The sequence below is a fragment of the Methylophilus sp. VKM B-3414 genome, from assembly GCF_032248435.1.
GTDB classification, from domain to species: domain Bacteria; phylum Pseudomonadota; class Gammaproteobacteria; order Burkholderiales; family Methylophilaceae; genus Methylophilus; species Methylophilus glucosoxydans.
The window spans coordinates 178,972-203,883 of record NZ_JAVTLI010000010.1; the positions used below are offsets into that span (position 1 = coordinate 178,972).

23 protein-coding genes are annotated in these 24,912 nt (G+C 52.2%); 12 read left to right on the top strand and 11 right to left on the bottom strand.

The window, feature by feature from the left end; all coding sequences use genetic code 11:
• Positions 1-45 precede the first annotated feature (45 nt).
• Positions 46-1,041: an integron integrase gene (locus Q9292_RS10715; protein WP_313987829.1), complete on the top strand. Its 996-nt coding sequence runs from the start codon at positions 46-48 to the stop codon at positions 1,039-1,041.
• Positions 1,042-1,051: 10 nt separating this feature from the next.
• On the opposite strand, the gene Q9292_RS10720 is transcribed toward Q9292_RS10715, so the two are convergent.
• The 6 genes from Q9292_RS10720 to Q9292_RS10745 form a co-directional block, all read right to left on the bottom strand.
• Positions 1,052-3,244, bottom strand: coding sequence for a putative bifunctional diguanylate cyclase/phosphodiesterase (locus tag Q9292_RS10720; protein WP_313987832.1), 2,193 nt, complete (start codon positions 3,242-3,244; stop codon positions 1,052-1,054).
• Between the two features lie 127 nt (positions 3,245-3,371).
• Positions 3,372-4,286 (bottom strand): rhodanese-related sulfurtransferase, encoded by a 915-nt coding sequence (locus tag Q9292_RS10725; RefSeq protein WP_313987834.1) that lies wholly within the window; start codon positions 4,284-4,286, stop codon positions 3,372-3,374.
• Positions 4,287-4,391: 105 nt separating this feature from the next.
• Entirely contained in the window at positions 4,392-5,063 is a 672-nt protein-coding gene (locus Q9292_RS10730) for a formylmethanofuran dehydrogenase subunit C (RefSeq protein WP_313987837.1), read from the bottom strand.
• Positions 5,060-5,986 (bottom strand): formylmethanofuran--tetrahydromethanopterin N-formyltransferase, encoded by a 927-nt coding sequence (gene fhcD, locus Q9292_RS10735; RefSeq protein ID WP_194747781.1) that lies wholly within the window; start codon positions 5,984-5,986, stop codon positions 5,060-5,062. Before fhcD ends, Q9292_RS10730 begins: the two co-directional genes overlap by 4 nt.
• Before the next feature lie 2 nt (positions 5,987-5,988).
• Complete coding sequence (locus tag Q9292_RS10740) at positions 5,989-7,653, bottom strand: formylmethanofuran dehydrogenase subunit A (protein ID WP_313987841.1); 1,665 nt, start codon at positions 7,651-7,653, stop codon at positions 5,989-5,991.
• Positions 7,650-8,858, bottom strand: coding sequence for a formylmethanofuran dehydrogenase (locus tag Q9292_RS10745; RefSeq protein ID WP_313987844.1), 1,209 nt, complete (start codon positions 8,856-8,858; stop codon positions 7,650-7,652). The genes Q9292_RS10740 and Q9292_RS10745 overlap by 4 nt, the downstream gene beginning before the upstream one ends.
• A gap of 236 nt (positions 8,859-9,094) precedes the next feature.
• Here Q9292_RS10745 and ndk point away from each other — a divergent pair, with 236 nt between their 5' ends.
• From ndk to der, 11 genes are all read left to right on the top strand, one after another.
• The gene (ndk, locus tag Q9292_RS10750; RefSeq protein ID WP_275356378.1) at positions 9,095-9,499 is read left to right on the top strand and encodes a nucleoside-diphosphate kinase; all 405 of its coding nucleotides are present in this window, start codon (positions 9,095-9,097) and stop codon (positions 9,497-9,499) included.
• A 54-nt stretch (positions 9,500-9,553) separates the two neighbouring features.
• Positions 9,554-10,672, top strand: a complete 1,119-nt coding sequence (gene rlmN / locus Q9292_RS10755; protein ID WP_194747785.1) for a 23S rRNA (adenine(2503)-C(2))-methyltransferase RlmN — start codon at positions 9,554-9,556, stop codon at positions 10,670-10,672.
• A 3-nt stretch (positions 10,673-10,675) separates the two neighbouring features.
• Positions 10,676-11,476: a type IV pilus biogenesis/stability protein PilW gene (pilW, locus tag Q9292_RS10760; RefSeq protein WP_313987990.1), complete on the top strand. Its 801-nt coding sequence runs from the start codon at positions 10,676-10,678 to the stop codon at positions 11,474-11,476.
• Positions 11,477-12,751, top strand: coding sequence for a RodZ domain-containing protein (locus Q9292_RS10765; RefSeq protein WP_313987849.1), 1,275 nt, complete (start codon positions 11,477-11,479; stop codon positions 12,749-12,751).
• Between the two features lie 2 nt (positions 12,752-12,753).
• Positions 12,754-14,034, top strand: coding sequence for a flavodoxin-dependent (E)-4-hydroxy-3-methylbut-2-enyl-diphosphate synthase (gene ispG, locus Q9292_RS10770; protein WP_313987851.1), 1,281 nt, complete (start codon positions 12,754-12,756; stop codon positions 14,032-14,034).
• A 27-nt stretch (positions 14,035-14,061) separates the two neighbouring features.
• The gene (gene hisS, locus Q9292_RS10775; protein ID WP_313987854.1) at positions 14,062-15,321 is read left to right on the top strand and encodes a histidine--tRNA ligase; all 1,260 of its coding nucleotides are present in this window, start codon (positions 14,062-14,064) and stop codon (positions 15,319-15,321) included.
• A gap of 123 nt (positions 15,322-15,444) precedes the next feature.
• Positions 15,445-16,269, top strand: a complete 825-nt coding sequence (locus Q9292_RS10780) for an ABC transporter ATP-binding protein (protein WP_313987857.1) — start codon at positions 15,445-15,447, stop codon at positions 16,267-16,269.
• Between the two features lie 7 nt (positions 16,270-16,276).
• Positions 16,277-17,086, top strand: a complete 810-nt coding sequence (locus Q9292_RS10785; protein ID WP_313987860.1) for an ATP-binding cassette domain-containing protein — start codon at positions 16,277-16,279, stop codon at positions 17,084-17,086.
• Positions 17,087-17,121: 35 nt separating this feature from the next.
• Complete coding sequence (locus Q9292_RS10790; protein WP_194747799.1) at positions 17,122-17,760, top strand: YfgM family protein; 639 nt, start codon at positions 17,122-17,124, stop codon at positions 17,758-17,760.
• Between the two features lie 6 nt (positions 17,761-17,766).
• The gene (bamB, locus tag Q9292_RS10795) at positions 17,767-18,981 is read left to right on the top strand and encodes an outer membrane protein assembly factor BamB (RefSeq protein ID WP_228518736.1); all 1,215 of its coding nucleotides are present in this window, start codon (positions 17,767-17,769) and stop codon (positions 18,979-18,981) included.
• Positions 18,981-20,414: a ribosome biogenesis GTPase Der gene (gene der, locus Q9292_RS10800; RefSeq protein ID WP_275355481.1), complete on the top strand. Its 1,434-nt coding sequence runs from the start codon at positions 18,981-18,983 to the stop codon at positions 20,412-20,414. Before bamB ends, der begins: the two co-directional genes overlap by 1 nt.
• Positions 20,415-20,517: 103 nt before the next feature.
• Here the strand turns inward: der and Q9292_RS10805 are convergent, their stop codons facing one another.
• The 5 genes from Q9292_RS10805 to Q9292_RS10825 all read right to left on the bottom strand — a co-directional run bounded on the left by Q9292_RS10805 (position 20,518) and on the right by Q9292_RS10825 (position 24,288).
• On the bottom strand, positions 20,518-20,979 hold the full coding sequence (locus tag Q9292_RS10805) for a GNAT family N-acetyltransferase (RefSeq protein ID WP_313987867.1): 462 nt from the start codon (positions 20,977-20,979) through the stop codon (positions 20,518-20,520).
• A 68-nt stretch (positions 20,980-21,047) separates the two neighbouring features.
• Positions 21,048-22,028 carry a S49 family peptidase gene (locus Q9292_RS10810; RefSeq protein WP_194748439.1) on the bottom strand — a complete coding sequence of 327 codons (981 nt, stop codon included), beginning with the start codon at positions 22,026-22,028 and terminating at the stop codon, positions 21,048-21,050.
• 109 nt (positions 22,029-22,137) lie between these two features.
• Positions 22,138-22,488 (bottom strand): Rieske (2Fe-2S) protein, encoded by a 351-nt coding sequence (locus Q9292_RS10815; protein ID WP_313987870.1) that lies wholly within the window; start codon positions 22,486-22,488, stop codon positions 22,138-22,140.
• A complete protein-coding gene (locus tag Q9292_RS10820; protein WP_313987994.1) occupies positions 22,485-23,138 on the bottom strand; it encodes an HAD-IA family hydrolase in 654 nt (217 codons plus the stop codon). The genes Q9292_RS10815 and Q9292_RS10820 overlap by 4 nt, the downstream gene beginning before the upstream one ends.
• A gap of 73 nt (positions 23,139-23,211) precedes the next feature.
• Entirely contained in the window at positions 23,212-24,288 is a 1,077-nt protein-coding gene (locus Q9292_RS10825; protein WP_313987997.1) for a pseudouridine synthase, read from the bottom strand.
• Between the last annotated feature and the right edge of the window lie 624 nt (positions 24,289-24,912).

A 24,912-nucleotide genomic window follows, 5' to 3' on the forward strand; every position in this document is an offset into this window, starting at 1 on the left:
AATACTTAGTCGTTTTTTATTACACCTTGAAAAAAGGATCGCAGTATGGAAAAAACATCTGAGGTAAAACCGGCCCCAAAGTTGTTTCCTTTAATTGTAGAGCGATTACGTTCACAAAATTACAGCAACCGCACCGAAGAAGCTTATATACAGTGGATTAAACGCTTTATTTTATTTCATGACAAGCGCCATCCCAGAGACATGGGCACGGCTGAAATTGAGGCGTTTTTGAATCATCTGGCGGTAGAGAAAAAAGTGGCGGCGAGCACGCAAAGCCAGGCTAAAAGCGCCCTGCTGTTTTTGTATGATGAGGTGTTGGAGCGGAATCTACCCAAACTTGAAAACTTGACCAAGCTCCCGGCAAAAAAAGAGTTGCCTGTGGTATTGAGCAAGCAGGAGGTACAGGCCGTACTTTCTGGGTTGGAGGGGACGATGTGGTTGATGGTGAGCTTGCTATACGGTAGCGGCTTGCGGGTGATGGAGTGCTTGCGCTTGCGGGTGGCGGATATTGATTTTGATCGGCAGGAAATTTTGGTGCGCGACCCTCAGGGTTATAAAAACCGTACGACATTATTACCAGGAACGTTGGTGCATCCTTTAAAAACACATTTGGCGTATATTGAGGTATTACATGCCGAGGATTTGAGTAAAGGTTTAGGGGAAGTCTGGATGCCTGAGGGGTTGGCTAAACGCTACCCCAATGCTGGTAAGGATTGGCAGTGGCAATATGTGTTTCCCTCCAGCCGCTTATCGGTTGCGCAGCAATCAGGCGGAGTTTACCGCCACCATGCGGATGAAAAGCCAATACAGCGGGCGGTGAAAAATGTGGCCAAGCAATTAGGCATTAAAAAAACCGTGACGCCGAATACACTGAGGCACAGCTTTGCCACACACTTGCTGGAAGGTGGCCACGACTTGCAGACCGTGCAGCGCTTATTGGGTCATGCCAATGAGGCAAACACCAAAGTCTATGCGCAACTGGTCAACACTGGCGGGAGCGGTGTGTCCAGTCCGCTTGATGTGATCAAACCAATTGTGTAATCAAGTCCCGCTAAGGCGTTTGCTTTATCATCGAGAGATTTTCACAGCCGATTAATTGGGAAAATTGATCCGCGGGCATGGGTTTGCCAAACAAATACCCCTGCCCTTCTTCGCATTGTTTGCTTTTAAGGTATTGATATTGTTCTGCCGTTTCTATGCCTTCGGCAATCGACTGTAAATCAAAGCCATGGGCGATATCGAGGGTCGCGCACACCACGGAGTCGTCTTCTTTGTGTTGCAGCATACCATTGACAAAGGTGCGGTCGATTTTAATGCGTGTGAGGGGATAAGTCTTGAGCAGGCTGAGCGAGGCGTAACCGGTCCCAAAATCGTCAAAGGCAATGCCGACGCCGTGCTGCTTGAGTTTGCGTAGCGTGGCTAACACAATCTCATCTTGATCCAGCGCGATATTTTCGGTGATTTCGAGTTCCAGCGCTTGCGCGGGTAGGCCATGTTTTGCCAACACCAGCATGACCTCATCGACCAACTCGCCGGTATGAAACTGCGCGCTAAACAAATTCACCCCTACCTGCAAATGCCCGGCACCTTGGCGGCGCCAAAATGCCAACTGGCTACAGGCTTCATCAAGTACCCAGCTGCCCACCGTGGCGGCCAGTGGCCCGCTCTCTAGTGCGGATAAAAAAGTAATTGGCGGCAGAAGACCGCGTAGTGGATGATTCCAGCGGATCAAGGCCTCAGCGCCAGTGATGAGGCCAGTTTGCAGGTTCACTTGAGGCTGGTAATACAACAAAAACTCGCCTTCATCGACAGCACGATGCAATTCAAGTGCATGTTGGCGGCGCGATACCGCGGCCTGGCGCAGCTCAGGCACAAACAAACAGGCACGGCCACGTCCTTGTGCCTTGGCTTTGAATAAAGCAAGGTCGGCATTGCTGACTAACTCTAAGGCTTCAAGCGTATGCAAGGGCGAAAGCGCAATCCCGCAACTGGCAATCACCCTCACAGACTGGCCTTGCATTTGCATCGGTTGCTCAATGCCATCAATCAGTTGCTGCGCAAACTGAGTGGCATCAGTTGGCACTTGCAGGCCGGGCACGACGACCGCAAACTCATCCCCACCCATACGCGCCACCAGACCATGCGCAGGGACAATCCGTAATAACCGTTGCGCGATTTCTCTCAATACGGCATCGCCAACGGTCCCCCCCATGGTGTCATTGATATCTTTAAAACCATCCAGATCTATCATAAACACCGCGGCAGCATGTGGCTGGCTGAGTGTTTCTTCAACAAAACGGTAAAAGCGGACCCGGTTATACAGGCCGGTGAGTGTATCGAGCAACGACTGCTTGCTTTCTGCTTGCAGCGTGGCTGCAGTGGCTGGCACGGGCTTGAGCACTGCTTCGAATTGCAGCTGGCCTTCAGCTTGCCAGGAAAATAACGATAGATTGACCAGAAAGCTCGTCCCCTCTTTATGAAGCCCTGTGAGCTCACACGAACTCGCCACACGGTCTAGTGACCGAGACTGCAATATGGTGTCTATTTTCTCTTGTAAAAGCGCAGCATCCGAGCTGGAAAACAATGTTTGCAGTGGGCGGCCCTCACCCTCGATGAGACGGTAACCAAACATATTGGCCGCGGCCTGATTCCAGGCAATGATCTGCTTGGCGGCATTAAACCAGACGATAGGGGTCGCAGCATGCGCCGCATATTCTTCAAAGTTTGGCCGGGTACGGCTGGCTGAAATTTCAATGCGGCGTAATTCAAGCCGGTCAGATACCATTTGCGCCAGCGCCCTCAATCTGGCCTGGTCTTCTAAAGAAAAATCAAAATGAGGTTGGTGGTCGACAATACACAAGGCGCCTAAGGCCAGGCCTTCTGGTGAAAGCAACCTGACCCCAGCATAAAAACGAATATTCGCCTCACCCGTGACCAGCGGATTGTCATGGAAGCGCTCATCCAGCAAGGCGTCTGGGACGACCATGACCTGGTTTTCGTTGATAGCATGGGCACAAAAAGAAACATCACGGCGCATATCCATTTCGCCAGCACCGACGGCGGCGGCGAAAAACACATGGTCGCTACCGATCATATTGACGGCCGCAATCGGCATGCGAAACATGCGTGCCGCAATGTCTACTACCGGCTCCAGATTGGCAATGACTTCTGGCTGATGCAGGCCATGGTCAAATAGCGCTTGCAACCTTTGCGGTTCATTAGCAAGTATTACTGGGCATTTCATCACAACCCCCTAGGCAAAGAGCATAGATGAATGACATGTCAATTTGCTTTTATGTCAATTCATAAAATTAAATTTTTTGTAACACTACTAATTTTATGCCATCAGCGCAAGCGCGCTGATCAAAGGGTTATTGACTGTCGCCGATGTGATTTTGGCCGCGCAATCTGGCCAGCTTCACCTGCTTTTGACGCTCACGCAAAGACTCTTTCTTTTCTGCGGTCAATTTGTCATAGCAATAAGGGCAAGAAATACCGGCTTCATATTGCTCACTTTGCATTTCCTCTGCGGTGAGTGGCATGCGGCAGGCATAACACTGGTCATGGTCCCCTACTTCCAGGCCATGCTTGACCGCCACGCGCTGGTCAAAGACAAAACACTCGCCTTCCCACAGGCTTTGCTCTTTGGGCACGGTTTCCAGATATTTAAGGATGCCGCCTTGCAGGTGATACACCTCTTCAAACCCTTGTTGCTTCATGAAAGAAGAGGCTTTTTCGCAACGGATGCCGCCGGTACAGAACATTGCTACTTTTTTGTGCTTGGTTTTATCCAGGTTTTCGGCAACATATTTGGGAAACTCGCGGAAGGTGGTGGTTTTAGGATCAACCGCGCCCTTAAAAGTCCCAATGTGTACTTCGTAATCGTTGCGGGTATCGAGCACGATCACGTCAGGATCAGAAATAATGGCGTTCCAGTCTTCCGGTTTTACATAGGTGCCTACCACTAAATTCGGATCTACCTCAGGCACGCCCATGGTGACGATCTCTTTTTTGAGCTTGACCTTCATGCGGTAAAACGGGTGAGAATCGGCCCAGGATTCTTTGTGCTCGAGATCGGCCAGTCGCGGATCCTGGCGCAAGTAGGTGAGCACGGCGCGGATATCTTCCGGCTTGCCAGCAATGGTGCCATTAATCCCCTCATGGGCCAACAGCAAGGTGCCTTTAATCTGGTGTTGCTGGCAAGTCTCTAAAATCGGTTGTTGCAGGTCTTTGTAATTATCCAGCGTGACAAATTTATAGAGGGCAGCGGTGAGATATTGGCTCATGATAAATCTGGCTTGATTGCAAAAGCGCGATTTTACCACTCTAACCCACTGATGCAAAAAGAAAAACGGGCACGCGGCCCGTTTTCATACGCACACTGATTGGCTTTAAGGCTGAATCACCAGTATCTCGGCTTTACCGAGGCCACCCATATCCCCCATCCAGCGTTGTACGCGCTGACTGCTGATTTGCGCAAAGCGGCTATCTAGCAACTTAAAGGATTTATACAGAATATTGAGGAAAGGCAGCTTGTGCAAACCACAGTCTATCCAGGTCGCCTGCGGCGCTGGCGATTGTGCCAATAATAAAGTCCCGCGTTTCATACCGTAACCCAGATAGACACCTGTGCTGCCCAGTACACCCAGCGTCCCCGCCATCATATCCGAGCCGCAATAGTCACCGGCATTACCTTCAATCAACAGCATGCCGCGACGCATACGGTCGCCTGCACGTGCGCCAGCGTTGCCTTTGCAAATGAGAATCCCGTTTTGCAGTTGCGCCCCTAAAAAGTCACCCGCATCCCCCTCGACTACCAGCTGGCCAGCCGTCATGCCGAAGCCGATGTATTGGTGCGAAGAAGTTGTGTTTTTAAAAGTCAGCTTAGTTGCCTCTGTGGCTGCGTCCACACTCACCTCAAACGCGTCGGCAACAGACAAATTGGCGGCCAGTTTGATGGCGCCAATATCGGTCTCGGTTTTGCCTTGCAAAGCCAGCGGCAATAAGGCACGGCAATCGACCGTGCGCGAAAGTGGCTTGGCGGTTAATACGATATGGCTCATGCGGTCACCTCCCCGCTTAAAATTGGACGCAGTTTAAAGTGATGCTGGCCCAGCTTGCCGCCGTAGTTACCGGCAGAAATACGCAAGATGCCATTGTCTTTACCCAGGCTACAGGCCGCTTCAATCCCAGCTTTCATCGAAACAGCAATATCTTCAAAAGTCAGGCCATTGACCACAATTTCCATCACGCTTTCCACCCGTGGATCGAGCTCGCTCTTAACCACGCCTTTAAGGGTTGGGCAGAATGCGTCGTTGGTACTGGCAAACATTTTGGGGTACTTGCTGCCCACCTTGGAACCAGAGCGCACCACCCCGCCCGGGAAAGGCATAATGACATTGGGCAGTTTGCGCATGGCATCAATGGCAGCTTCACAGGCCGTCAGCACTTGTGCCTGGCTGGCCCCCAAGACCAGAAAGTTACCGCCACCAATGGCACGTACCATGCCGGTGGTTTCTTCGGTTAAAAACTCGCCATCCATCACCGGAATACGCCAGTAGCGCTTAAGCTTGCCCGTGGCATCGGGGATTTGTTTGGACACCTGATAACCATCGCCAAAAAAGCGCAAATGTTTACCGAGACTAATCATGTCTTCTGACTCAATCCCGGCAAAGGCGGCCGCGGTTGGGCAAGTGAGAATACATTGGCCCATGCGCGTTTCGAGTTGTTGCATAAGCACTTTGCTGCCCATGGCAAACATGAGCACACTAACGCCCGGACGACCGTCCGGGGTTTCATCCTCGGACAACTCCCGCTCTATGCCCGCCTCGACGCCACAGCCAATCACACTGGTGGCAAAACCCGTCATGGCATTGGCGGCGTTATATGCCCAGCGCAAATTTTGCGCCGTAATCAGGATACGCGTGCCGCGCATATTAAATGCTTCAGCAAAGGTATCGTCTATGTCTACGCCATTTAACTGCATATTCACCCCTGGCTATGGTTAATGACATGGTTGCGGCCATCTTCCGCAATCTGGTCATCCGAAATTTTAAAGTTGTGCATTTGCATGGTGTGGTAGTGGTCAAAATACTGCTTGATGTCTTTTTCCACACCCAGATCAAAGGCTGGTTTGGCGCTATGTGTTGCGCCCCACACCACCTTGACCACTTTGCCCTCTTTCACCACCAGCTCACCGTCTTTAAACACCAGGTCTGGCTTGGCGAACATGGCCTCCTTGTCAGCCTGATCGGTATAGACGGTAATATCAGCCGCAGCGCCCACACCCAAATGGCCACGGTCTTGCAGGCCAATCAACTTGGCCGGGGCTGAGCGGGTCATGGTGGCGATTTCATACAAGCTATATTCGCGCTCCAATGATTTCAGGTTACTCATGGCTTGCGCATCGAGGTTGAGCTTGTCAAACGCATCATTACGGAAGGTTTTATCCATGAGCAAACGGATCAAATGCGGATAGCTGGTAAACGGCGCACCGTTCGGGTGATCTGTAGTTAGGAAAATGCGCCAGGGGTCATCCACACTGAGGAATACCTCGAGGCCAATCGCCCATTGCAAGGCGTTGACATAGTTCTGGTCGCGGTATTTGAACGGCACCACGCCACAACCTGCGTCGCATTCAATGTCCATGATCACCGATTTTTTCGGGTTGGCCACTTTGGCGTTTAAATGCTGCATCATGTTGTCGCCAGACGCGGTCACGGTCTGTCCAAACAGAATCTGGCCGACATCCGCAGTGATGTGTTTGTTGTTGTTGATCGCTTCGGCAATATTGGCGGCGGCAGAAGAAAATTTCTTGTCGCCCTCGGTGCCATAACTGTGAAACTGGATATGGGTCAAATGCATGGGGATGCCATCGCTGGCGCCCATGGTATCCAGCGTGGTCTGAAAGTTACCAGCCACGCCCAGGTTATTACAGTGCACATGCAAAGGTTTGGCAATACCTATCTCATTTACGGCACGGCTCAAAGCCTGCAAAATGCGGCGCGGCGTGATGTTGTAATAACTGTGCAGTTGATCGAGGTCCTGGCGGCGCTCATTGAATTTAAACGCGGAAATGCCGCCCGGATTGACCACTTTGATGCCTATGGTTTGCGTCGCATGCAGAGTCCACGCCACATAGTCATTAATGGTTTTCTGGTCAGCATTCTGGCTCAGCAAACGCAGCAGGTAATCATCGTTACCCAGCATGGCGTAGCCGCCTTTATCAATCATCGGCGTGTCACCCATTTCCATATGCGCCTGACGCGCATTCACGGCGAGCACGGCCGGCTCAAAGGCAGCGGTATAGCCCATCTCGATATAGCGCATGCCGGTATCGGTGGTATTCGGTGTCGCATGGTGGCTACAGTTGGCGCCGCAGATGTGAGCTTCAGGCTCTTCCAGCTTGCGCATGGCCTGGTATTCAGGCAGCAGCATGCGCGCAATATTGACCTTGCCGCCGCCGATATGGCTATGCATATCAATCGCCCCTGCCATGACGATCTTGCCATTCAGGTCGTACACCTGCGCAATTTTTTCACTGTCGGCCGGTTTGGCAATAATGCGGCCATCACGGATATAAATATCCTGCACCACGCCATCCTTACCGTGCGCGGGGTCAATCACTTTCGCGTTCTTGAGTACGGTAATCATGCCGTCACTCCTTTAAGTTCTGTTTCTATCATGGCAATCACTTGTGACAAGGTAGGCAGGTCAGAAGGCTTGGCTGCGCTGAGCGGCAAGGTAACCGAGCCATCGACACGGAATTGCTGGCCGTTGCAGTCTAGCCCTGGCGTCGCAACGGGGATAAACACCGCTGGCGTCTCTTCAAATTGGCTGTCAGCAGCACCGAGCACAATCACAGGTTTAGTGCCTGCAGGCGGCATCGCATCCGGGCTGTAACTATTGACCCATACCACCGCGTCATGGCTTTCCCAGTCTGGCGTATCAATAATCACGCCATTGAGCCAGGTATGTGCGTAGTTGACGCTGGTATCGCCATCACTGCCGCCAAGCGACAAACCCATGGCGCGGCTCTTCTGGTTCAAGGCGACCACGGTTTCAGTGATATTTTCAATGGTTAATTCGGCATGCGCATAATGCAGGTCTTTGGACACCCACACCAAAGTGGCGTACTTGGCTGCCTTCAGGGTCTCAGCCACGGTTCTCAAACGGCTCACGTCTACCCCGGCCACTGTTTCCGCAGTCACTGGCTTGCCCATCACCAGGGCCCTTAAGGTGGCGACCACCTCCGGTAACTGTTCGCTCGCACAAGGAATGACTTCAGGTGCGCGTCCATCGGGAGAGACGCCAGGCTTGGTATTCAGGTCATCGCCGCCCAGGTAGATGATCTTGCGGGCGGCAGGCGCGGTAAACATGGCCTCAGGCACCCACACCACGCGCTCGAAAAAACGGGTATTGTGGCTCACCACATCAGTGCCTATCATCAGGATGACATCTGCGCGGTTGCGTACTTCGGTCAAGGTGGTGGTCTGCCAGCCGCGATGCTGTAATACCTGCATGTTGCGCAGCGTGCTGCTGGCATTGATATGCGTCATCGACGCATGCGTATGATGCGAAAGGCTGACCAGAGCACGCGCACCGTGGACATCGGTACTGCTGCCGGCGATCAATGGCGTTTTGGCTTGCTTGAGCAGTTCGACGGCGGTATGTACGGCCTGGGTCAGCGACACGGGTTGCCCCGCCACCCTAGGTTGCGCACCATTACTCGTTCGCGCATAGAACTTTGCGGCTTTGCCACACGAAAACTGCTGTTTGGCAATGGCCTCCCCCGAAATATCGTCACATAGCAAGCCACAAGCCGGGCATGCATGCATACTGTTTTGTTGATTTGTCATGGCTTTATAGTCTCTCGTTTTGATCTTTATGTATTCAATCCTGAATATCCACCTGACCGTGGGAAACCATCACATCATAAAACATCTGCTGACAATAGATAAAAAAAATAAAGCAATGAATGCCTGCTATTTAACGCAATAAAAGCCTGTCATCCGTATCTAAGGTTTATCAATCACAGTAAAAATAGTAGAATAGTCGTTTGTTTTTCTTGTTCATTACTTTATTTGGAGTTCTCATGGCTTTAGAGCGTACACTCAGCATCATCAAACCAGACGCCGTTGCAAAAAACGTGATTGGTCAAATCTACACCCGTTTTGAAAACGCCGGTTTGAAAGTTGTTGCAGCTAAAATGACCCACCTGACTCAAGCTGAAGCTGAAGGCTTCTACGCTGTGCACAAAGAGCGTCCTTTCTTCAACGACCTGGTTAAATTCATGATCTCCGGTCCAGTGATGATCCAGGCTTTGGAAGGCGAAAACGCGGTATTGAAAAACCGTGAACTGATGGGTGCAACTAACCCTAAAGACGCAGCCCCTGGCACCATTCGTGCTGACTTCGCTGAAAGCATTGATGCTAACGCCGTGCACGGTTCCGACTCTTTGGAAAATGCGGCCATCGAAATCAAATACTTCTTCGGTTAATCACACCCTTCGTCACTTAACGACGATCACATTGATACCGAACTAGGAATACACTTGGTTAACTTACTGAATTTTAACCAATCGCAACTCGCCGAGTACTTCACCAGTCTCGGCGAGAAGCCTTTCCGCGCCAAACAATTGATGCGCTGGATGCATCATTTCGGGGTACTTGACCTCGACCAGATGACAGATATTGCCAAAACCCTGCGCGAAAAACTGCGTCAGGAAACCGAATTTGCGCTGCCAGACGTGCAGTTGGAACAAGTGTCAGATGATGGCACCCGCAAATGGCTGATCGGCACAAACAACTTAAGAGACGGCACGTCTAACAGTGTGGAAACCGTCTTTATCCCTGAAGATGACCGCGGCACGCTGTGTATCTCCAGTCAGGTAGGCTGTGCACTCGAATGCACATTCTGCAGCACCGGTCGCCAGGGCTTCAACCGCAATCTCAACGTCTCCGAAATTATCGGCCAACTATGGATTGCCAATCACGCCCTGCGCCAGGCGCCTGGCTATGACTTGCTGCCACCCGGTGAGCGCATTATCTCCAACGTGGTGATGATGGGCATGGGTGAGCCATTGGCCAACTATGACAACGTCGTCACGGCGATGCAAATCATGCTGGATGACAGCGCTTATGGCTTAAGCCGTCGCCGCGTCACCCTGTCGACCAGCGGCATGGTGCCAGCGATGGACAGACTCAAAGAAGATTGCCCCGTCGCCTTGGCGGTGTCGTTACATGCGCCGAATGATGCGCTACGTGATGAGATCGTCCCAATTAATAAAAAATATCCAATTAAAGATCTGATGGCCGCTTGCGAGCGCTACCTAGTCAAAGCACCACGTGATTTCGTGACGTTTGAATATGTCATGCTGGACGGCGTCAATGACACCCTGGAACACGCCAAGCAACTGATGAATATCGTGCGCGATGTCCCTTGCAAATTTAACCTGATCCCATTCAACCCGTTCCCTAACAGTGGTTACGGGACGTCCAAGCCCATGCAGGTGCGTGCGTTTCGTGATATGTTAATGCAGGCAGGCTTTGTAGTCACCGTGCGTAAAACCCGCGGAGACGACATTGATGCGGCCTGCGGGCAACTGGCAGGTAAAGTGCTCGATAAAACCCGCCGCACCGAGAAAACCATAGCGATACACCCGGAACAGTAAGTGATGACAGCCCCCTTGTACAAGCCTTTCGTGGTCATCTCTGCAGTGACCTTGTTACTGTGGCTGTCAGGGTGTGCGCAAAACCCTTCGTCCAACGCTCAAGCTCAACCTTATGACCAGCAGCCTATCGGACGCGAAAGCGGCGATATGGAATCTGCCCGCGTGCATACCGAACTTGGCGCGGAGTATTTCCGGCTCAAACGATACGATGTGGCGCTTGAGGAGTTTAATACCGCGCTTGAACGCAGCGCGACCTATGCCCTTGCCTACAACGGTTTAGGCCTGGTCTATGCGGCCCTCGGTGAAAAAGCACGCGCAGAAGCCGCATTCAAGCGGGCGATTCAACTGCAACCAGCTAACTCGGAGTCACACAACAACTATGGCCGTTTTTTGTGTGACCAAGGTCAATACGACGCCTCACAAAAAGAGTTTTTGCTCGCGGTGAAGAATCCGTTGTATAAAACACCGCAAATTGCGCTATATAACGCCGGCGTCTGTGCCTTGCGTGCCCAGCAAAAACCACAGGCTGAGCACTATTTTTATCAGGCACTGCAAGTGGACCCATTGGCCCACGCCAGTGCTTATCAATTGGCCAACCTGCAATTTGCACGCGGCGAGGCACAACTGGCACTCAACACCGTGCAAAATAGTGTGAACGTTGCCCCGACACCAGAGTCCCTCTTTTTGGCAGTCCGAATTTGCCGGTCCTTACAATTGGCCGATGATGCAAATTATTACAGTGTGCAACTGCACAAACTGTTCCCGAATGCCAATGAAACCAAACAATTGCTGAAAACGGAGTAAATGCACGTGACGTCAGAAGATACCACCAACGTCAATCCTGCACCGGCAGAAAAACCCAGACGTGGCCGTCGGCCCAAGAATGCTGCCACCACGCAGACGGCAGCCAGCCAGGCGCCCACAACAGAGACTGCGGTGAGCCTGGAGCAAACGCCTGCAGCAGTCTCGGTTGCGCAAGCAGCAGCCGCAGAAGCTTCGCGCATGGATATCACACCTGACGATACTAGCAGTCTCAATCCAATACCTACCGATGCGCCTGAAGAGTACGGTGCCGCCATGGGCTTGGAAAGCATCCCGCAACAAGCAGTGAACCCGTCCATCGCTTATGGTTCTGGCTGCGGCAATGTCCTCAAAGCGGCACGAGAGGCACAGGGCTTGAGTATCCATGAAGTGTCTGGCCAATTGCGCCTGGGCGTCAAGCAAATCCAGGCCATTGAGCAGGATGACTTTGATAAGTTGCCACAACCAAGCATTGTGCGCGGCTTTATCCGTAACTACGCACGGTTGCTCAATATTGATGTGGCACCCATCATCGAGGCCTATCAACGCATCGTGCCTAACAAGACCCCGCTGCCCTTGAGTGTCCGCTCGAATGCCAGCCGTTCGGTGATTGATAAACCGGTGCGCGTCTTGCGTCCGCAACGCTTGCTCACCTTGCTGATCTTTTTGATATTAGCCGCGATTGCCGCCTATTTTTATATCAACCATATCAAGCCGCACACACTCAAAGATGCTTCACTGGCATTGGATGTGGAAGAAATCAGTGAAACAACGGGGCAGCAAATCGAAATTCCAGCGCCTCCGGCAACTGCGACCGCCCCCGAAGCAAGCAATAGCGCGACCGTAGAAACCGGTAATACTGCGAGTACAGCCTCGGCAGAGGCGCCCGCAGAAGCCAGTCTAGCCATGCAACCGGCCGCAGGCATGCCGCCAGCGAGCCCGGCTGATACGGTTGCCAGCACGCCTACCATCGTTAGCACACCGACACCGGCGGCTGGTCAGTCGCTTGAAACGACCACGCTCAAAGCCGTGGATCCGCAAAAGGCAAATCTGAGCTTTAAAGTGACTGAAGACTCCTGGGTGCGCATTGAAGATATGCAAGGCAAAAAATTATTTAGTGAGGTACTCCCAGCCGGTTCAGAACGTCAGGTAGTGACAGACAAACCGGTCAATATCACGGTTGGACATGCCGCAGGCACCCAACTGACCATTGATAACCAGCCTTACGATTTAACCCAAGCCACACGTGGTCGTGTTGCGCGTATTCAATTGAAATAATCATGATATCCCGTAGACATACCCGTCAGGTCATGGTCGGACACGTTGCGGTCGGCGGTGGCTTATATGGTACACAGGTGTCGCCTGTGGTCGTGCAAAGCATGACCAATACCGACACCGCCGATGCGGCTGCCACCATCGCGCAGGTCTATGCCTTATGGCAGGCCGGCTCTGAAGTGGTCAGGATTACCGTCAACAGCGCCGAAGCTGCCGCGCAAGTCGCCACCATCCGCAAAGGCCTGGATGCGATGGGGTGTTCTGTGCCGCTGGTGGGCGACTTTCACTTTAACGGCCACAAGCTGTTGCAAGCTTACCCGGATTGCGCCGAAGCACTGGCCAAGTATCGGATCAACCCTGGTAATGTCGGCAAAGGCAGCAAGCGTGACGAACAGTTTGCGGCGATGATAGAAGCCGCCATCCAATACAAAAAAGCCGTCCGCATCGGCGTGAACTGGGGCAGCCTGGATCAAGCCAAAATGGCACAAATGATGGATGAGAATGGCAAGTCTGCCAACCCGCTCTCGGCCGATGCCTTGATGCGCGAAGCCCTGATTCAATCCGCGCTCGAAAGTGCCCAGCAAGCCGTCGATTTAGGCTTAAACCCCGATCAGATCATCATCTCTTGCAAGGTCAGCAACGTGCAGGATCTGGTACTGGTCTATCAGGCGCTGGCGCAACGCTGTGATTATCCCCTGCATTTGGGACTGACTGAAGCGGGCATGGGCTCCAAAGGCATTGTTGCCTCCACTGCCGCATTGGCGATTCTGTTACAGCAAGGCATAGGCGACACCATCCGCGTCTCACTGACCCCCGAGCCGAATGAGTCCCGCACCAAAGAAGTGGTGGTCGCCCAAGAAATCCTGCAAACCATGGGTATCCGCTCATTTACGCCCTTGGTGACCGCCTGCCCTGGCTGCGGCCGGACCACCAGCACCTATTTCCAGGAGCTGGCGATGCAAATCCAGAGCTGGTTACGTAATCAGATGCCAATCTGGCGTAGCCAATACCCCGGCGTGGAAACCCTCAATGTGGCAGTCATGGGCTGCGTGGTCAATGGCCCTGGCGAGTCCAAATTAGCCAATATCGGCATTAGCCTGCCGGGCACAGGCGAAACGCCGGTGGCGCCGGTGTTTGTTGATGGTGAAAAAACCGTCACCCTTAAAGGCGACCATATTGCTGAAGAGTTTCAACAGATCGTGGATGAGTATGTGCGCACGCATTATGCCGAAGGTGGCAAACTCCGCACAAACAAAGCGCCCGTGATCCCGATTGTGGCCGTATAAGCCATCCACCTCCCCCATTCGTACAAGATGAGTCAAACATTTCAATCCATTAAAGGTTTTTACGACATCCTGCCAGAAGCCACGCCCTTGTGGTTCAAGCTTGAAGATACGGCACGCCGGATCTTGAGCCAGTATGGTTACAACAATATCCGCATGCCACTGGTCGAGCCGACCGAGTTGTTTGTGCGCAGCGTAGGCGAGCATACAGATATCGTAGAAAAAGAAATGTACGCCTGGGAAGACAAGCTCAATGGCGACAAACTGACGTTGCGCCCGGAAGGCACGGCCGGTTGCGTACGTGCCGTGGTGGAACACAATCTCACTTACAATGGCCCGCAACGCCTGTGGTATATGGGACCCATGTTCCGTCATGAAAACGTACAAAAAGGCCGTCAGCGCCAGTTTCACCAAATCGGCGTAGAAGCCTTTGGCTTTGAAGGGCCCGATGTGGATGCCGAGCAAATCGTATTGCTGGCCAGACTGTGGCAAGCGCTGGGCATTGCCGACGTTGAATTACAGTTAAATAGCATTGGAAATGCCGAAGAGCGTACAAAATATAGAAACTGGCTCATTGAATATTTCGAACGCCATGTAGATATATTGGATGAAGATGCTAAGCGTCGTTTGTATACAAATCCTTTAAGAATCCTAGATAGTAAAAACCCTCGCATGCAAGACATGTGTCAAGCAGCTCCTAAGCTTTTAGACGTTTTAGGAGATGAGAGTAAAAAACACTTTGATGGCCTTTGCAATATATTGCATCAGGCAGGCATTGCTTACACGATTAACCATAGACTGGTGCGTGGCTTGGACTATTACAACCGCACAGTCTTTGAATGGGTGACCACCAAACTTGGCGCGCAAGGCACCATTGCCGGCGGCGGACGCTACGACACGCTGGTAGAACGCATTGGTGGTAGCGAAACGCCAGCTTGCGGCTTTGGCATTGGTCTGGAACGCGTATTCCTGTTGATGCAGGAATATGGCGTCACCGCCCAGAACCAACCCGATATTTACCTGGTCAATGTGGGCGAGTTGGCGACACAAAAAGCCTTTACGCTGGCCGAAAGACTGCGTAGCATGGGACTCAAGGTGGTCTTGCACGCCGGTGGCGGTAGCTTCAAATCACAAATGAAAAAGGCCGACCGCAGTGGTGCGCGCTTTGCCGGCATTTTTGGGGATGATGAAGCAGCCGTTGACGAACTGACCTTAAAACCCATGCTCGGTCAAGGCGAGCAAGCACGTGTCAGCTTTGATCAAGTCGCCTCCATCGTTAATGCGGGCTGATTGGCGGCAGTGTTCTGTTTAAATGATGACTGGTCTGAATAGCAAGGCTGGTAAATATCAACAACGGTCGCTGGCATGGCGATAAATCCGTAATTTTGTGAATCTGGTGATTGATCTATCAACATGAGCGAAATCTTAAATATCCAGGACCTCAATATTTACCCGGCCAATGCGCCAGGGCGCTACTTGGTCAAACAGGGCTCGCTCAGCCTCGCCCGTGGCAAGACAACCTGTATCGTGGGTGAGTCTGGTAGCGGCAAAAGCCTCACTGCGCTCAGTATCATGAAGCTACTTTCCCCGCAATTGCGCATGCAAGGCCGCGTGGTATTTCAGGGCCAGGATCTCAGCCAATTAAGCGAGCGCAAAATGCAAGCCATCCGTGGTCGACAAATCGGCATGATTTTTCAGGAGCCCATGACCTCGTTAAACCCGGTACTCACCATCGGCTTTCAGATCGGTGAGCCACTGCAAACGCATTTAGCGCTTAAAGGTGCCGCACTTAAACAAAAAGTCGCTGAATTACTAACGCAAGTGGGCATTGATCCCACGCGCGCCAACAGTTATCCCGACGAACTTTCAGGCGGGCAACGTCAGCGTGTCATGATAGCCATGAGCATTGCTTGCCAACCTGCCCTGCTGATTGCCGATGAGCCGACAACTGCGCTTGATGTTACCGTGCAAGCACAGGTGCTGCGCTTGCTCGATGAACTCAAGCAACGGCTGAATATGGCGATGCTGTTTATTACCCATGACTTCGGTGTGGTCGCGGATATTGCCGACGATGTCATCGTCATGTTCAGAGGTGAAATCGTAGAAGCTGGCCCGGTCAGCCAGGTATTGGATGCGCCACAGCATCCATATACCCGTGCCTTGCTCGCTTGCGTGCCCGATGCTGAGGGCAAAAAAGTGTTGCAGCCCATGCGCTATGACTGGCTGACGCCTGCGTGAGGTCGATATGACGGATTTCCTGTTACAAGCCCATCATCTAAGCAAAAGTTACCGTCAGCGGACGGGCACGCTCGGGCTGAATACCCAGACCATACATGCCCTCGACTATGTCAGCCTGCAACTCAAACGCGGCAGTACGCTGGCTGTGGTCGGCGAATCTGGCAGCGGAAAATCGACACTGGCTCGCGGCATTTTGCGCCTGTTGCCGCTAGACCAAGGCCAGGTGCTGTTCGATGGTCAGGACTTTCTCGCGCTAGACCAAAGCAGCCTGCGTCATGCACGCCGCCATATGCAAATGGTGTTTCAGGACCCATTTGCTTCACTCAACCCTAGAATGCGTGTGGGTGAAATCATTGCCGAGGGCCTGGTGATCCATGGCGTCGGCGATAAAAAACAACAACAAAACAGCGTCTTTGAGATGCTGGAAAAAGTCGGGCTAAAAGCTGAAGATGCCAGCAAATATCCGCACCAGTTTTCAGGCGGCCAACGCCAGCGTATCGGCATCGCGCGTGCCCTGATTCTGCAGCCCAAGCTGGTCATCTGCGATGAGCCGGTGTCGGCGCTAGATGTATCAGTGCAGGCGCAAATCCTGTTATTACTCAAGCAACTGCAACAAGAAATGGGGCTCAGTTATCTGTTTATCACGCATGATTTACGCGTGGTCAGGCATATTGCCGATGAGGTTCTGGTCATGCAAAAAGGCAAAGTAATTGAGCAAGGAAGCGTAGAAACCATTTATAATGCTCCCCAACAAAAATATACCCAACAGCTGCTCAGCGCAATTCCTGGTCAAGGCATGCGCGGGGCTGCCGCATAATTAAGATCCTAATACAAGAATACGCAGGAAATTCAATGGCATACGATTTGGAAGAACAGGAACAACTAGACGAGTTTAAAGCCTGGTGGAACAAAAACGGTAAACTGGTCACCCGCCTGGTGATTGCAGCGGTCGTCGTCTATGGCGGCTGGCAAGGATACCAGTCTTACATGAATAGCAAGGCCACTGCCGCCTCTACCGCCTATCAGACCTTGATCAGCAGCTCATTGCTGGATGTTGATAGCAAAAAAGCCGAGCAAATTAGCAAAGAAGCGCAAGCCATTGAGCAAGACTACAGCATGACCCCTTATGCAGGCCGTGCCGCCCTGTTTGCAGCGCGCGCATTGCATGAAGCCAAGCAGTCAGAAGCCGCTGAAAAGCAATTGCGCTGGGCGATGGCTGAAGCAAAAGAACCCGCCATTAAACAGATGGCCGCCATTGAAATTGCCGGCTTGCAAATTGAGCGCAATGCACTCGACGATGCCAAGAAAACCCTGGAAGGCATCAATGACCCAGGCTTTGATGGCATTAAAAACAGTTTGCTTGGCGATATCCTGATGGCGAAAAAACAGGAAAAAGAAGCGAAACAAGCCTATACCAAAGCATTGCAAGCGCTTGATCCTGAAGGAAAATTGTTTTACCTGACCCAGCAGAAGCTGGATGCTTTAGGATAATTGCTAATGAAGTTGAATGTTGCCGCCATGCCTGTCCCGTCTCACCGTCTCAAACAATGGACACTGGTTGCCCTGTGTGTCATCGGGAGCAGTTTGACTGCGTGTACGGCATTCAACGACGTTAAAACCAATTTAAGTGAAAGTATTTTTGGTGCCGAGCCTGCCAACCCGCCTGTAGAGCTTGAGGATATCAAATCCTCTTACGAGACACGCGTACAGTGGTCCACCGATGTGGGCGAGGCAGGCCGTTTCAGCTACGTGCCTGTCCTGGCTGACAACATGGTATATGCCGTCAATGCTGAAGGCAGCGTGATGCAGCTTTCTGCAGAAAATGGCAAAACGCTGTGGCAAACAGAATTAGGCGAGCCCATCAGCAGTGGTGCAGGACTGGGCGGTGGCCTGGTGTTGGTCGGGACCAGCAAAGGCCACGTCTATGCACTCAACCTGAATGGCAGAAAGCTCTGGAGCGCCGTGCTCTCCAGTGAAATACAAGGCTCCCCGCGCTATTATGATGGTACGGTAATTGTGCGTACCACCGATCACCACATTTACGGTATTGATGCGGCGGATGGCCGACGCAAATGGTCTTATGAACGTGCCACCCCTTCCCTCTCGCTCAAAACGCATGCCGGCATCGTCGTAGATGGCGGCGCGATTTATGCAGGCTTTCCAGGTGGAAAACTGGTGGCGATTCGTGCCGACAATGGCAAACTAATTTGGGAAGCAACGGTTGCCCAACCCAAAGGCGTGACCGAAATCGAACGCATTGCAGACATCACCAGCTTGCCGTTTGTCGATGGCCCGCTGGTGTATGTGGTAGCTTATCAGGGCAAAGTCGCCGCCGTTGACCGTCAGCGTGGACAAGTGGTGTGGAGCCGCGATATTTCAAGCTATGTCGGCCTGACCGCAGAAAATAACAAAGTGTACCTGAGCCACACCATCGGCTCAGTCTACTCACTGGATGCCAGCAATGGCAAAACTTTTTGGCGCCAGGGCAACCTGGGCTACCGCAACCTGACTGTGCCTCTACCACTCAGCAATATTGTGGCTGTTGGTGACCTGGAAGGCTATGTCCATTTACTGAGCCAGGATGACGGCAGCTTTGTTGGTCGTCTGCAATTAGGTTCCAAACCCCTTATGGCATTGATCGCAGGCACCAATGCCAACCAGTTTCTTGCACAATCGCGTGACGGTCACCTTTACGCAGTGACATATAAATAATGCTACCTACCATCGTGCTTGTTGGCCGACCCAATGTCGGCAAATCTACATTATTCAATCGTTTGACCAAATCGCGAGATGCGCTGGTCGCCGACTTGCCTGGTCTCACGCGTGACCGGCATTACGGCCGAGGCCTGGGCGCCAGCCAGCCCTATCTGGTCATTGATACTGGCGGCTTTGAGCCCACCGCAGATACGGGTATCTTGAAAGAAATGGCCAAGCAAACCTTGCTTGCCATTGATGAAGCCGATGTCATTATTTTCCTGGTCGACGCCCGTGCTGGCCTGACACCGCAAGAATTTACCATTGCGCAAACCTTGCGCAAGGCCCAGCGGCCGGTACTGCTGGCAGTGAACAAAACCGAAGGCATGCGCAAAGCCATCGTCAGCGCTGACTTTCATGAACTGGGCATGGGTGAACCCCTGTCCATCTCTTCCGCGCATGGCGAAGGGGTCAGAGACTTGATTGAACTGGCGCTGGAAACCATCGCCGATAAGGAAATCGAAGCTGCCGAGCCTGTGAATCCGGACAATCCCCGCATTGCAATTGTTGGCCGCCCTAACGTAGGCAAATCGACACTGGTGAATGCGCTGCTGGGAGAAGACCGCGTGATTGCCTTTGACCAGCCAGGCACGACTCGCGACTCGATTGAAATCGCGCTCGAAAAGAACGGCAAGCACTATACGATTATTGACACTGCGGGCGTACGCAAACGCGGCAAGGTCTTTGAAGCGGTTGAAAAATTCTCCGTGATCAAAACCATGCAAGCGATTGAAGACGCCAACGTGGCTATTTTGGTGGTGGATGCCCAAGAGGGCATTACCGAGCAGGATGCACACGTTGCGGCCTATATTGTCGATGCCGGACGTGCTCTGGTCGTCGCCATTAACAAATGGGATGGCTTGCAGGATGATGAGCGCGAATGGATCAAACGCGAAATCGACCGCAAACTGCAATTCCTCGACTTTGCAAAATTCCACTACATCTCGGCGCTGCGTAAAAAAGGCCTGAATGAGTTACTGGACTCAGTTGATGTTGCCTTTAAGGCAGCCATGGCCAAGTTAGCCACGCCACAACTGACGCGCGTGCTTGGCGAGGCCACCACCCAGCATCAACCACCCATCAGCCGTGGTATTCGCCCCAAACTGCGCTATGCACACCAGGGTGGCAGCAACCCGCCAATTGTGGTGGTACACGGTAACCACATTGATGGCGTCAAAGCGAGCTATACGCGTTTTCTCGAAGGGGTGTTCCGAAAAGCCTTTCAATTGGTAGGCACACCGCTGCGCGTGCAATACCATCAGGGTGAAAACCCGTTTGATAAAGAAGAAGAGCGCAAAAAAGGCGAAGGCCTGGTCACCATGCGTAGACGTAAAAATGAAATGCGCGCCAAGCTGAAAGCGCGCAACGAGCAAAATAAAACCAAAAAATAATTGCTTGGGCGCTCAGGATGGGCTTTTGCTTTATTCCATCCTGCGCAGTCAAGCTCACACGCACTGGCAGCACGCCTCTTGAGTGCTCAACTTGAAATCAGACTTATTTCAAGCTGATTTCATAGGTTTGCCAGCCTGTATGCCTTGCCAGCTTATCATAGCAGGCACGTGCCAGCTGGTTATCCTCAGCACTCACCCAACGGATCACCGACCATCCCTGCAGTTGTCCAATCTGCACCACTGCCTTGATCAAAGCGGTGCCAACACCCTGCCCTCTGACCGCGGATGCTACAAACAAATCATCGAGATAACCGCCCATGCTCGCCGCCAAGGGTCTAACAAAAGCACGATAATGTGCAAATCCAATCAGGCGCCCCTGCGCATCCACTGCCACCAAAGCAAATATGGCGGGAGACGGCTGGTGTAACCACTGCCAGACCTGTTCCCGCATGGCGACTGACTGATTCACAGCATAAAACCTGGCGTAGTCAGCATACAAGGCTGACCACTCGGCATGATCTTCACCAGCGATTGGACGAATATGGAAACGGGATGGTTGTGTCATGAGAGTCCTTCAGTCATACGGCAAACAAAAAAAGGGACCTTGCGGTCCCTTTGTATCCCTTTCAAAGGTTATCGCAAGGTGGGCAGCAGATTTTTTGCGCTCACGCCCAGCTCTTGTGCCATGCTGGCCCCCAACTTCTTGGCAAAGCGATCCACAACCGTCTCCTGGTAGGTGAAATCAACGATCTCAGCCTGCTTGATCACTTCACGGGCGACGTATTCTGCGCTGCCTTGCGCATCCGCAAGACCCAGCTTGATACTTTCTTCGCCGTTCCAGAACAGGCCACTAAAGGTGTCTGCATCTTCCTTGAGGCGGCTACCGCGGCCTTCACGCACTACGGTGATAAATTGCTGGTGGATTTGATTGAGCATGCTTTGCGCAAACGCCTGCTGCTTTGGATTGACCGGTGAGAATGGATCCAGCATGCCTTTGTTTTCGCCAGCGGTCATCAAACGGCGCTCTACCCCCACCTTTTTCATGGCTTCAGTAAAACCGTAGCCATCCATCAGCACGCCGATGGAGCCAACGATACTGGCTTTATCGACAAATATTTTGTCCGCTGCGACGGCAATGTAATAGCCACCCGAAGCGCAGATATCCTCAACCACAGCGTAAACGGGAATTTCCGGGTGCAATTTGCGCTGACGGTGGATTTCATCATTGATGATGCCTGCTTGTACCGGACTGCCACCTGGACTGTTGATACGCAAGATAATACCCTTGGTGCCCTTGTTGTCGTAAGCATCATTGAGGCTGCTGATCACCGCATCGGCATTGACTTGGCCACCGGCCTCAATCACGCCGGAAATGTCGATCAGGGCGGTGTGGGCAATAGAGGTGCTTTTGCTTTGCCCGACCCAGCCCAACAACATCATGAGCAGGAAGAACAGATAAATAAACGTCAGCGACTTGAACAACACAGACCAGCGTCTGGCTGTTTTTTGCTCCTGCAATCCGGCCAGTGCAATTTTTTCTACCGTGCGCAAAGCCCAATCCTGCGAGGCAGGGCTCGGTTGTGTGTCTGAGGATGGCGTATGGTTTTCTTGCATCATTCAACTTTCGTCTATTAATTTTTAGCTATTCTAGCAATATTTGTGTGCTCGCCGTTGGCTATTTAAGCAATGAGGCAGAGGCTGTCACACGGACGAATCCTCATCACTAAAACTGATCGAGATGGACCGTGATCATGCCATCTGCTTCAGTAACAGGGATGGATGACAGGCGCTTGCCCTGGCATGGCCCCACCACACAATAGCCGGTTTCTGGCGCGTACATGGCTCCATGCGTCGCACAGATCAACCACTCTTGTGTCATGTTAAAAAATTTACCATGCTCCCAGTCCAGCTCCACCGGCACATGCGCACAGCGATTAACATACGCATAGGGCTTGCCCTCAAAGCGGACAACAAAGCCGGTCGCATGGGGACCGAGCGCCGGGATATCAAAGCGTAACCCATCGCCTTTTTCAGGCAAGGCGGCACTGTCAAAAGTGACGGCGTTCAGGCTCATGTCTGCTCCAATAACCAGGCGCTTAATGTTGCCACATCATGAAACAAGTAATCCGGGGAATACTGCTGTAAATGCTCAGCTGTTTGCGACCCATAACTGACCGCAGCCGTGATCACCCCTGCGTTTTTGCCCATTTGCATATCATATTGTGAGTCGCCTATCATCAAGGTACGCTCTGGCATCACCACCAGTTCGTCCATGAGCGCATCCAGCATTTGCGGATGCGGTTTGGAAAAACACTCATCCACGGTTTTGGTGGCATTAAAGCACCTGGCCAGGCCCGATTGTTGCAAAGCGGTATTTAAGCCACGCCGCCCTTTGCCTGTCGCGACCGCCTGCTTGCAGCCTTTGCGGTCGATGGCAATAATCGTTTCGGCAATTCCTTCAAACAATACAATATTGTTTTCATTGTTGTAATAGTTACGGTTGTAATTGGCGACCAGGGCCTGTGCCTGAAACTCTGGAATATCTCCAAACAGTACTTCTATGGATTCGCGCAGGCCCAGGCCGATGATGCTGCTCGCACGAGCTTCGGTCAGGCCGGGTAGGCCTGCCTGTTCTGCGGCCTTGATCAGCGCCTGAGAAATCAAACCGGTAGAATCTGCAATGGTGCCATCCCAATCCCAGACAATTAAATCAAACTGTTTCACTAAATCAGACTTCTTCACTCAGCAAACTTTCTTTAAAACTCAACATTGATGCGGCCAGAACACACGACCAACTTTATTTTACGGCCTGAAGTTGACGTTGTTGTTGCAAAAAGCTTTCTAATTCTGCCGGCAACGGTGCCACCAAATGCAAGGGCTCGCCCGTCAGCGGATGGCCAATCCGTGTCTCGCTGGAATGCAAAAACATACGTTTCAAGCCCTGCTTGCTTAATTGCTTGTTCAAGGCAAAGTCACCATATTTATCGTCGCCCAGAATCGGGAAGCCCAAATGAGACAACTGCACCCGCAACTGGTGCGTACGTCCAGTGATTAATTTGGCTTGTAAAAAACTGTACTGTCCCAACACGGATTGCAGGTAAAACCAGGTTTCAGAGATTTGCGTTTCTACCTCAAACTTGCCTTTGGCCGCGTGTCGCTTGGCGGTGAAGCCACTTGCCTTGAGTGACTTTCTGCCGCCCGCCTCGTGATTGAGCAAAGGTTCATCGACGACTTGCACCCTGCGCTCACCACTTTCTGTCACGTATTTCTGCAAATCCAGGGTGACTTTCTTTTTCGCCTCTGTCCACTGCCCCTGCACCAGGATTAAATAGCGTTTATCCATATGATGATGGCGCATGGCTTCGTGCAAGGCAGTCAAGGCCGAGCGTTTTTTGGCAATCATCAATACACCAGAGGTTTCACGGTCCAGACGGTGCACCAACTCGAGAAATTTGGCTTGCGGCCGCTCCAGGCGCAATTGCTCAATCACGCCCAGACTGATGCCACTGCCACCATGCACCGCCATCCCGGCCGGTTTATTCAGCGCCAACATGGCATCATCTTCATAAATCACTTGCTCGGCCAACTTGGCCTTGACCGTTGGAGCGGCTGGCTTGGCTGCGGCTTCCGCAAGGCGAATGGGCGGCACGCGCACTTCATCGCCCAGTTGCAATCGGTATTCTGCATCAACGCGCTTCTTATTGACGCGGACTTCGCCACTGCGCAAAATCCGGTAAATATGGCTTTTAGGCACGCCTTTGAGCACCTTGGTCAGAAAGTTATCTACCCGCTGTGTTTCAGACGCCTCGTCCACCATCAAGAATGTGACTCGATCACTGGCGGGCCTGGGCTCGGAATCGAGGCTGGAAGCCATTGCGGCCGTCGCGGATGTGGATGATCGTAATTGTGAGCTCATAGTTGCAGGTCGTGCTTTGCTTTATCAGGACTTATGGATATACTGTCGAGATTCTGAATCAATGGTTTTCCGGCAAAAGCGACAACATTGCCATGCCGATTTCGAGATGACAAACTGTTTTCATCTCTGACCTGTGAGCCCTGATATCCGGACTCGCCAGATTTTGGGTCTCGTCACTGCATTCAGAATCAAAAAAATTTTGGTGAATACCGCTCGCCATCAAGTAGCGATAATTAATTAGAAATGTTTTAACGCGAAGCTCACGCAGAATAACCAAAGAAATGAGCTCGGCGTTAGCCAACCCGAATTTTAACGAAATTGCCCTCTGTTTAGGGTTTTATTTTTGCAGTCTATCGCGCTGGACAATACAGGTCACACACTCCTGCCACGCACACACTGCCCCTTGCAGAAACCGAGTCTTCAGCCACATTCAGTGTTGGCTGCACTCAAGTGCATATTGATGCCTGCCTGCTGCGCTGACAATCTTGTAGCGCACCTTGCAAAAGCCATTGCACATCCCCGGTGACATCTTGGTCACTTCGTTAAGTTCTGGTGGTTGTTTACGACCACGGCCCGCCCTGC

What these genes read in the sequence shown, in the direction of transcription:
- Q9292_RS10780 (WP_313987857.1), top strand. Translation starts at nt 15,445, where the DNA reads ATGAGCGAAATCTTAAATATCCAGGACCTCAATATTTACCCGGCCAAT.
- Q9292_RS10740 (WP_313987841.1), bottom strand. Translation starts at nt 7,653, where the DNA reads ATGATTACCGTACTCAAGAACGCGAAAGTGATTGACCCCGCGCACGGT.
- Q9292_RS10815 (WP_313987870.1), bottom strand. Translation starts at nt 22,488, where the DNA reads ATGAGCCTGAACGCCGTCACTTTTGACAGTGCCGCCTTGCCTGAAAAA.
- Q9292_RS10785 (WP_313987860.1), top strand. Translation starts at nt 16,277, where the DNA reads ATGACGGATTTCCTGTTACAAGCCCATCATCTAAGCAAAAGTTACCGT.
- Q9292_RS10790 (WP_194747799.1), top strand. Translation starts at nt 17,122, where the DNA reads ATGGCATACGATTTGGAAGAACAGGAACAACTAGACGAGTTTAAAGCC.
- Q9292_RS10725 (WP_313987834.1), bottom strand. Translation starts at nt 4,286, where the DNA reads ATGAGCCAATATCTCACCGCTGCCCTCTATAAATTTGTCACGCTGGAT.
- Q9292_RS10715 (WP_313987829.1), top strand. Translation starts at nt 46, where the DNA reads ATGGAAAAAACATCTGAGGTAAAACCGGCCCCAAAGTTGTTTCCTTTA.
- hisS (WP_313987854.1), top strand. Translation starts at nt 14,062, where the DNA reads ATGAGTCAAACATTTCAATCCATTAAAGGTTTTTACGACATCCTGCCA.
- Q9292_RS10745 (WP_313987844.1), bottom strand. Translation starts at nt 8,858, where the DNA reads ATGACAAATCAACAAAACAGTATGCATGCATGCCCGGCTTGTGGCTTG.
- ispG (WP_313987851.1), top strand. Translation starts at nt 12,754, where the DNA reads ATGATATCCCGTAGACATACCCGTCAGGTCATGGTCGGACACGTTGCG.
- pilW (WP_313987990.1), top strand. Translation starts at nt 10,676, where the DNA reads ATGACAGCCCCCTTGTACAAGCCTTTCGTGGTCATCTCTGCAGTGACC.
- Q9292_RS10810 (WP_194748439.1), bottom strand. Translation starts at nt 22,028, where the DNA reads ATGCAAGAAAACCATACGCCATCCTCAGACACACAACCGAGCCCTGCC.
- ndk (WP_275356378.1), top strand. Translation starts at nt 9,095, where the DNA reads ATGGCTTTAGAGCGTACACTCAGCATCATCAAACCAGACGCCGTTGCA.
- bamB (WP_228518736.1), top strand. Translation starts at nt 17,767, where the DNA reads ATGAAGTTGAATGTTGCCGCCATGCCTGTCCCGTCTCACCGTCTCAAA.
- Q9292_RS10805 (WP_313987867.1), bottom strand. Translation starts at nt 20,979, where the DNA reads ATGACACAACCATCCCGTTTCCATATTCGTCCAATCGCTGGTGAAGAT.
- Q9292_RS10730 (WP_313987837.1), bottom strand. Translation starts at nt 5,063, where the DNA reads ATGAGCCATATCGTATTAACCGCCAAGCCACTTTCGCGCACGGTCGAT.
- fhcD (WP_194747781.1), bottom strand. Translation starts at nt 5,986, where the DNA reads ATGCAGTTAAATGGCGTAGACATAGACGATACCTTTGCTGAAGCATTT.
- Q9292_RS10825 (WP_313987997.1), bottom strand. Translation starts at nt 24,288, where the DNA reads ATGGCTTCCAGCCTCGATTCCGAGCCCAGGCCCGCCAGTGATCGAGTC.
- Q9292_RS10765 (WP_313987849.1), top strand. Translation starts at nt 11,477, where the DNA reads ATGCACGTGACGTCAGAAGATACCACCAACGTCAATCCTGCACCGGCA.
- der (WP_275355481.1), top strand. Translation starts at nt 18,981, where the DNA reads ATGCTACCTACCATCGTGCTTGTTGGCCGACCCAATGTCGGCAAATCT.
- Q9292_RS10720 (WP_313987832.1), bottom strand. Translation starts at nt 3,244, where the DNA reads ATGAAATGCCCAGTAATACTTGCTAATGAACCGCAAAGGTTGCAAGCG.